This is a genomic window from Xanthomonas sp. SHU 308, from assembly GCF_000364645.1.
GTDB classification, from domain to species: domain Bacteria; phylum Pseudomonadota; class Gammaproteobacteria; order Xanthomonadales; family Xanthomonadaceae; genus Xanthomonas_A; species Xanthomonas_A sontii.
This window is the reverse complement of sequence record NZ_AQOK01000337.1, coordinates 58,900-65,939: the sequence shown is the minus strand read 5'-3', so window position 1 is coordinate 65,939 and position 7,040 is coordinate 58,900. Positions and strand designations below refer to the sequence as shown.

Genomic DNA, 7,040 nt, shown 5'->3' with positions numbered 1-7,040 from the left:
GGGGAGCCTGCACGGCGAGCTGGCCGCCTCGCGCGTGCGCGTGTCCGGCCTGCAGCCGGGGCCGATGCGCACCGCCTTGCGCGCCCGCGCCTACACCCATCAAGAAGACCGCGACGCGGTCGATCCGGCGCGCTACGCCGGCGCCTGCGTCGACCTGCTGTCGCCCGCCGGCGCCGCGCACCGCGGCGCAATCTGGAATCCCCTGGCATGACCATCCTGTCGGCAGCGCTGCTGCTGTTCCTGATCCTCGACCCGCTGGGCAACATCCCGGTGTTCCTCAGCGTGCTCAAGCCGCTGCCGGCGCGGCGCCAGCGCGTCGTGTTGGCGCGCGAACTGCTGATCGCGCTGGGCGTGCTGATGGGCTTCCTGTGGGGCGGCAAGTACGCCCTGGAAGTGATGCACCTGCGTCAGGAGTCGGTGGCGATCGCCGGTGGCATCGTGCTGTTCCTGATCGGCATCCGCATGATCTTCCCGCGCCCGGAAGGGCTGATGGGCGAAATTCCCGACGGCGAGCCCTTCATCGTGCCGCTGGCCATCCCGCTGGTCGCCGGCCCTTCCGGCATGGCCGCGGTGATGCTGATGGGCAGCAACGAGCCGACCCGGCTGGGCGAGTGGAGCCTGGCGCTGATCCTGGCCTGGCTGGCGACCTCGGCCCTGCTGTTCTCCGGCACGCTGCTGTACAAGCTGCTCGGCATGCGCGTGCTGACCGCGGTCGAGCGGCTGATGGGCATGCTGCTGGTGGCGATCTCGGTGCAGATGTTCCTGGACGGGCTCAGCGCCTATCTGAAGCTGCCGGTCGCCGGCTGAGGTTGCATCGCGGCCGAGTCGGGGGCGCCGTGGGGACGGCGCTGGCCCCGGGCGGGCCTCGCTTCGAGCACGCCAGGCCGCTTGCTACGGCCCCTTCAGGCGGCACGGGGAGGGGGGTGACGTGGCCGGCGGCGGTCCCGGGCGGCCTTCCGTGCCTGTCCCGGCGTTGTCGCCGATGCCCGCCAGGACTGGGATCGACGTCTTCTGATGTCCGCTTGTGCCGCGCTGTCACGGTTTGGCAACAAATTGGCCCTATGGTGTTAAACTCATGTTAACCCTTGCGGGGAATCGGCAAGGGTGACCAGCCCCCTCATTCCGCGGCCGTGCGTCCGTATCCCGCACGGCCTGCCATGCGCATTTCGTCAAACTCCATCGAGGCTATTGCAATGATTCAACCCCGTCTGCGGATGTCCAAGCTCACTCTGGGCCTCGTTGCGGCGCTGGCCGCGGCGCCGGTGTTCGCCCAGAGCACCTCCGCCGGTGTCGGCGGTGTGGTGACCCACGGCGGCCAGCCGGTCGCCGGCGCCGAGGTGACCATCACCCACGTCGAGTCGGGCACGGTCAGCCGCGCCACCACCGATGCCGCCGGTCGCTACAACGCGCGCGGCCTGCGCGTCGGCGGTCCGTACAGCATCACCATCACCAAGTCGGGTGACGGCACCAAGACCGAAGACGGCGTGTACCTGAGCGTCAACCAGAACGCCACCATCAACGCCGACCTGACCGGCGACATGGCTGCGCCGACCACGCTGGAGACGGTCAACGCGGTCGCCATCGCCAGCGGCTCGGAAGTGTTCAGCGCCACCAAGATGGGGTCGGGCACCAACGTCGGCCGCGAGCAGATCGAAGCGCTGCCGTCGATCAACGGCAACATCCAGGACTACATGCGCCTGGATCCGCGCGTGGCCTTCGTCGATCGCGCCTCGGGCACGATCAGCGCCGGCGGCCTGAACCCGCGCTACAACTCGATCAACATCGACGGCGTCTCGGCCAGCGACACCTTCGGCCTGGAAGGCAACAACATGACCACCCGGCGTCAGCCGGTGTCGATGGAAGCGATCGAAGCCATCGACGTCAACCTGTCCAACTACGACGTCAGCATCGCCAGCGCCGCCGGCGCCACCGTCAACGCGGTGACCAAGTCCGGTACCAACGAGTTCCACGGTTCGGTGTACGGCAGCTATCGCGATGGCGACTGGTTCGGCGACAACCCGGACGGCAGCAAGTTCAACGGCTTCACCAAGGAGAAGACCTACGGCGCGACCTTCGGCGGCCCGATCGTCAAGGACAAGCTGTTCTTCTTCGCCAATTACGAGAAGTTCCAGCAAGACGCGCCTGGCCTCGACCTGGGCAGCACCGCGCTGGGCAAGGCCAACGCCAAGTACGGCATGGCCGACGTGACCCGCGCCCAGCAGATCGCCAAGAACTACGGCTTCGACGCTGGCACCCTGGACAGCGACGGCAACACCGACCTGAAGGAATACGCGCTCAAGCTCGACTGGAACATCAGCGACAACCACCGCGCCAGCTTCCGCTACAGCAAGCTCGACCAGAGCAAGCTGCGCATCAATGGTGCCGGCAACTCCAGCCAGGCCTCGCTGAGCTCGTACTGGTACCAGCACGAGAAGTCGGTCGAGAGCTACGTCGGCCAGCTGTTCAGCGACTGGTCCGAGAACTTCTCCACCGAGTTCAAGGTGTCCTACCGCGACTACTCCGCGATCCGCGTGGTGCCGACCAACGCGCCGAGCATCGCCGTGTACTTCGACGGTTCTGTCGCCAACCCGACCGGCGACGTGCTGTTCCTGGGCACCGAGACCAACTCGCAGGGCAACATCCTCACCACCAAGACCTGGAACTACTACGGTGCGGGCACCCTGACCCTGGACAACCACAACCTGAAGTTCGGCGTCGACTACAGCACCAACGACATCTACAACCTGTACGGCCGCAACACCTGGGGCGTGTACACCTTCTTCGGCCTGGACAACTTCGCCAGCGGCCGCTGGAGCTCGTACCAGCTCAACCAGGAGCGTAGCCCGGGTTCGATCGCGGCCGACTACAAGAACAGCAACCTCGGCCTGTTCGTGCAGGACACCTGGTACGTCAACAACAACCTGACCCTGACCCTGGGCCTGCGCGGCGATCGCGCGAGCGTGAGTCCGGATCCGACCTACAACGCCGCGGCGCAGGCCTACTTCGGCTACGACAACAGCAAGATCTTCAACGGCGATTTCCTGATCCAGCCGCGCGTCGGCTTCAACTACACCTTCGACACCGACCGTCCGACCCAGCTGCGAGGTGGCGTGGGCCTGTTCCAGGGCGATGCGCCGCAGGTGTGGATCGGCAACAGCTACTCCAACACTGGCTTCAACTACAACGCTTATAGCCTGACCACGTACGATCCGACGGTGCCGTTCAGTGCCAACAAGGATACCCAGCCGGTCCCGAATCGTCCCGGTTCGGCGACCCAGGGCGTGAGCTTCGTCGGCAACGACTTCAAGCTGCCGTCGCTGTACAAGGCCAACCTGGCCCTGGATCACGAACTGCCGTGGTACGGCATCGTGGCCTCGGCCGAACTGCTGGTGACCAAGGTCAACAACGGCCTGTACTACAAGAGCCTGAACATCGGTCGCGTCAACAGCCCTGGCCAGGATCCGAGCCCGGCCTACTACGGTCCGGATGGCCGCGCGCTGTACTGGAACCCGGCGCAGACCGGTCGTCCGTGGGCCACCGGCAACAATCGCTACAACCGCAATCCGGCGTATAGCGACGTCTACCTGATCGACAACACCGACAAGGGCAAGACCCAGCAGTTCACCGTGTCGCTGTCCAAGCCGTTCAGCGAAGGCGGCGACTGGTCCTGGACCCTGGGCTACACCTACACCCACGCCACCGAAGTCGGTTCGCTGACCAGCTCCACCGCCAGCTCGGGCTGGGGCTACCAGTACGCCTTCAACGCCAACTCGGAAACCGAGAACACCTCGCGCTACGAGATCAAGGACCGGATCTCCGGCTCGCTGGACTGGAAGCACATGTTCTTCGGCGACTACGAGACCCGCGTGGGCCTGGTCTACGAAGGCCGAAGCGGCCGTCCGTACAGCTACGTGTTCAACGGCGACGCCAACGGCGACGGTCGTTCGACCAACGACCTGTTCTACGTGCCGAAGGGCCCGGGCGACGTGCTGTTCGGTACGCTGAGCAACACCGGTGCGTTCACCGCCAACCCGGCGCTGCAGCAGCAGTTCTTCGACTGGCTGGCCAAGAACCCGCAGCTGGCCAAGTACGCCGGCAGCTACGCCCCGGCCAACGGCTTCCGGTCCGGCTGGATCAACACCTTCGACGTGCGCATCACCCAGCAGCTGCCGGGCTTCTTCAAGGGCCACAAGTCCGAAATCTGGCTGGATATCCAGAACGTGGGCAACCTGTTGAACAAGAAGTGGGGCCGGATCGAAGACTACGGCTTCTACGCCGATGCTCGCGTCGCTAACCTGCAGGGCATCTACCAGGGCAAGTACGTGTACAACACCCTGTACACCGACAAGCCGACGGCCGCCAATGCCGACGCCGACGGCTTCAACATCGGTGTGTCGCAGTGGTCCATGCAGTTGGGCTTCCGCTATCAGTTCTGATCGCGGCGCATGCTAGCTGAAGCGTTGGAAACGGCCGGGGCGACCCGGCCGTTTTCTTTTTGTGGGGGCTGACGTTAAAGTCGCCGGCTGACGACACCGACAAGACATTCGATATGACGACCAGCAATACGGCGGCGCGCGCGCTGCCGGTAGTGGATGCGCGGATCTACCCGCGCGGCGGCCTGGACATCCTCTCGCGCGTGGAAGTGGCGCGCTTGCGCGATGCCTCCAGCGGCGGTCTGCACGAACTGCTGCGGCGCTGCGCGCTGGCGGTGCTGACCAGCGGCAGCGCCTCGGACGATCCGCGCGCGGCGCGCGATCTGTATCCCGACTTCGACATCCAGGTGGTGCAGCGCGACCGTGGCGTGCGCATCGACCTGCTCAACGCGCCGGCGATGGCCTTCGTCGACGGCGAGATCATCAATGGCGTGGCCGAGCTGCTGTTCGCCGTGGTCCGCGACCTGGCCTACATGGCCATCGAGCTGGGCCCCGAATCCAGCACCGACCTGCAGTCCAGCGAAGGCATCACCAATGCGGTGTTCGGCCAGTTGCGCAATGCGCGCATCCTGCAGCCGACCGATCCCAAGCTAGTGGTGTGCTGGGGCGGCCATTCGATCTCGCGCGACGAGTACCTGTACACCAAGCAGGTCGGCTACGAGCTGGGTCTGCGCGGGCTGGACATCTGCACCGGTTGCGGCCCGGGCGCGATGAAGGGGCCGATGAAGGGCGCCACCATCGCCCATGCCAAGCAGCGCAAGCACGACAACCGCTACATCGGCGTGACCGAGCCGGGCATCATCGCCGCCGAGTCGCCGAACCCGATCGTCAACCACCTGGTGATCATGCCGGACATCGAGAAGCGCCTGGAGGCCTTCGTCCGCATCGGCCACGGCATCATCGTGTTCCCCGGCGGTGTCGGCACCGCCGAGGAGATCCTGTATCTGCTCGGCATCCTGCTGCGCGAGGAGAACCGCGACCTGCCGTTCCCGCTGATCCTCACCGGCCCGACCATCGCCGCGCCGTATTTCGAGCAGATCGACCGCTTCCTGCGCCTGACCCTGGGCGAGGTGGCCACCTCGCGCTACGAGATCGTGGTCGGCGATCCGGTGGCGGTGGCGCGCAAGATGGCCGCCGGCATCCAGCACGTGCGCACGCACCGCAAGGAGCAGAAGGACGCGTTCTACTTCAACTGGTCGGTGGACATCCCGCTGGAGTATCAGCGTCCGTTCGAGCCGACCCATGAGGCGATGGCCGCGCTGGATCTGCACCATGGCCGTCCGCCGCATGCGCTGGCCGCGGACCTGCGTCGCGCCTTTTCCGGCATCGTCGCCGGCAACGTCAAGGAAGACGGCATGCGCCGCATCGAGCAGCATGGCCCGTTCGAGATCCACGGCGATGCGGACATGATGCAGGCCCTGGACGAGTTGCTGCGCGCCTTCGTCGAACAGCGCCGCATGAAGATCTCCGGCGAGTATCGGCCCTGCTACCGGGTCATGGCCTGAGCGTGCATCCGCTGCTGCGCTGGTCGCGCCGGCTCGGCACGATCAGGCGAGGCGGGGCAGTTCCAGCAGGCTGACGAAGCGGTCGGCTTCGCGCTTGGCGCTCAGACGACCGCCGCCGATGCTTTCCACGCGCGCGCGCACTCCGGCCATGCCGATGCCATGCCCGCCGCCGACCGTCGACGCGCCGGCGGCGGGAAGGGAGTTGGCGATCTCGATCCTGATCCAGTGTGCGTCCTGTTCGATGCGCAGGCGCACATGGCCGCCGCGGATGCTGGGTTCGATGCCGTGCCGGATTGCGTTTTCCAGCAACGGCTGGATGGAAAGCGTGGGCACCTCGATCACCGGAAGCGGGTCCGGAACCTGCCATTCCACGCGCAATCGATCGCCCAGGCGCATCTGCTCGATGCCGAGATAGCGCCGCACCAGCGACAACTCTTCTTCCAGGCTCAGTCGATCCGCCCCGGCCAGCGCCGCGCGGAACAGATCGGCAAGATCCAGCAGCAGGTGCTCCGCCTGTTCCGGGCGTGAGCGCGCCAGGGCAGCGCCGGTGTTCAGCGTGTTGAACAGGAAATGGGGCTGGATCCGGGCGCGCAGCGCTTCGAGCTGGGCGTGCTTGGCCTGCACCGCCAACTGTTGCACCCGCCAGTGGTTCTGGAACGCCAGCAGCGCCATCAGTCCTAGGGTCAAGGCGATGGCCGCCACTTTCAGCAGGAAAATACGCCAGTCTCCCTGCAGTAGCGACAACTCCCTCAGCGTCGCCCAGGCGATCGCATGCACGGCGACGGCGACGATCACCAGGAGGGTCACCGCCAGATAGGCGACCTGATGCGACCGGCGGCGGCGCAGGCGGCCGCGCAGCCAATAGAGCAAGGCCAGTGTCGTCAATGCTGTCCATTGCAGCAGCAGCGAGGCCAGGCCGAAATGGATCCAGCCGTTGCTGGACTGTCCTGGCGCCAGGCTCAACACGGCTGCCACCGCTTCGCCGGCCAGCACCACCCACATCAGGCTGGTGGGCTGCCACAGGATGTCCAGGCTCATGGCCGGAGGGGAGGGGGCGGCGGAGCGCATGGCGGCGTGCAGGTGGCGGCGTGCAGGGGGGGGG

General features: G+C 66.2%; 4 protein-coding genes and 1 pseudogene. 4 read left to right on the top strand and 1 reads right to left on the bottom strand.

Annotated elements, in window-relative coordinates; genetic code table 11:
- From D588_RS0111915 to ppnN, 4 genes and pseudogenes are all read left to right on the top strand, one after another.
- Positions 1-211 (top strand): annotated as a pseudogene (locus tag D588_RS0111915) (short-chain dehydrogenase); the annotation flags it as partial.
- On the top strand, positions 208-807 hold the full coding sequence (locus tag D588_RS0111910; RefSeq protein ID WP_017907241.1) for a MarC family protein: 600 nt from the start codon (positions 208-210) through the stop codon (positions 805-807). The pseudogene D588_RS0111915 and the gene D588_RS0111910, both read left to right, overlap by 4 nt.
- Before the next feature lie 407 nt (positions 808-1,214).
- Positions 1,215-4,436, top strand: a complete 3,222-nt coding sequence (locus D588_RS0111905; RefSeq protein WP_017916137.1) for a TonB-dependent receptor — start codon at positions 1,215-1,217, stop codon at positions 4,434-4,436.
- Positions 4,437-4,549: 113 nt separating this feature from the next.
- A complete protein-coding gene (gene ppnN, locus D588_RS0111900; protein ID WP_017907239.1) occupies positions 4,550-5,938 on the top strand; it encodes a nucleotide 5'-monophosphate nucleosidase PpnN in 1,389 nt (462 codons plus the stop codon).
- 42 nt (positions 5,939-5,980) lie between these two features.
- On the opposite strand, the gene D588_RS0111895 is transcribed toward ppnN, so the two are convergent.
- Positions 5,981-6,976 (bottom strand): histidine kinase, encoded by a 996-nt coding sequence (locus tag D588_RS0111895; RefSeq protein WP_017916136.1) that lies wholly within the window; start codon positions 6,974-6,976, stop codon positions 5,981-5,983.
- Positions 6,977-7,040: the final 64 nt, after the last annotated feature.